We start from the raw sequence: 1,136 nt of genomic DNA, 5'->3' as shown, positions 1-1,136 counted from the left end.
CGCCTGTCTGGGCTTTACTGATGAGCTTGTTCAGGAATCTCCTTTATTCAAAGGAAAATACAGACTCATTGGCGTAGACGGATCCAACTTTCCAATCCTGCCCAATCCTGATGAACCTCAGAACTGTATCCCAGGGCATGGTCTGCCTCACTGGGGACTTCACTTTAACGCAGCTTTTGATCTGAACAACCGCTATTACATCAACTATCTGGTCCAGTCTGCTGAAGATAAGAATGAAAACAGCGCTGCTCTGCAGTTCGTAAAGGAATACGATCAGCCCGGTACTCCCATCTGGATCTACGATCGTCTGTTCTTCTCATTCGATCTGGCAACTCAGATTAACGCCGCGCAGCAGAAATTCGTATTTCGAATGAAGGAGCGCAGCTTACATTCTCTGCTTGATGCGGGGCAGACTCTTGATCAGCCGCTGGACCATGAATCCAGCCGGATCCTGATCAGTTCCCAGAAAGCGGCCACAAGAAACAGAGCGGATCTCTACAAATATGTAGTTCGAAATTCAGTAGAGCTGATTACACCTCAAAATCCAACACTGCTTTTTCCATACAGACTGATTATTGTCGAGATCGAAAGCCAGAATGAGTCTGATGGAAAACCGGTAAAAACGATGGAATACCTGCTGACCAATCTGAGTCAGGAAGAGTTTGATGCTGATCAGATCAAGGAACTTTATCATCTTCGATGGAATATTGAAGTGTCCTTTCGAGATCTGAAATACGTACTGCATGGTAAACAGGTTCATTCCCGCAAGCAGAATCAGATTGAGCAGGAAATCGATATGGCCGTCATGGTCTATAACCTCATCAGCGCTATTTCAAAGTGCGCTCTGCCAAAGCAGCCAGGAATGAAGCTGCAGTATAAGACGAACAGAAAAGCACTGTCAGAAATCGTATTGCGGTTCCTGACTGGCAAGGCACTTCAGAAGGAGGTGATATGGACCATCGAAAATGAGGTCGTTCCAATACGAAAAAACAGGCATTTCAGACGAGCAAAAAGTTCAAGCGCTTCAACCTCGCACTGGAAATAGCCTGTTTCCAAGATTAGAAATAATCCCGAAGCGATAACAGAACATTATCGCTGTTTTCAGTATGCCTTAATTTTGAAAAAGAGGCGATAAA

Annotated in this window: 1 protein-coding gene; it reads left to right on the top strand. The window is 45.0% G+C overall.

The window, feature by feature from the left end:
• Positions 1–1,045: IS4 family transposase (locus BO222_RS12815; protein WP_075821113.1), on the top strand; the 1,045-nt coding region annotated here is incomplete at its 5' end.
• Positions 1,046–1,136: the final 91 nt, after the last annotated feature.

The organism is Ileibacterium valens, assembly GCF_001945525.1.
Taxonomy (GTDB): Bacteria; Bacillota_I; Bacilli_A; order Erysipelotrichales; family Erysipelotrichaceae; genus Ileibacterium; species Ileibacterium valens.
The sequence above is the reverse complement of the archived record's forward strand: the minus strand, read 5'-3'. Positions and strand labels throughout refer to the sequence as shown.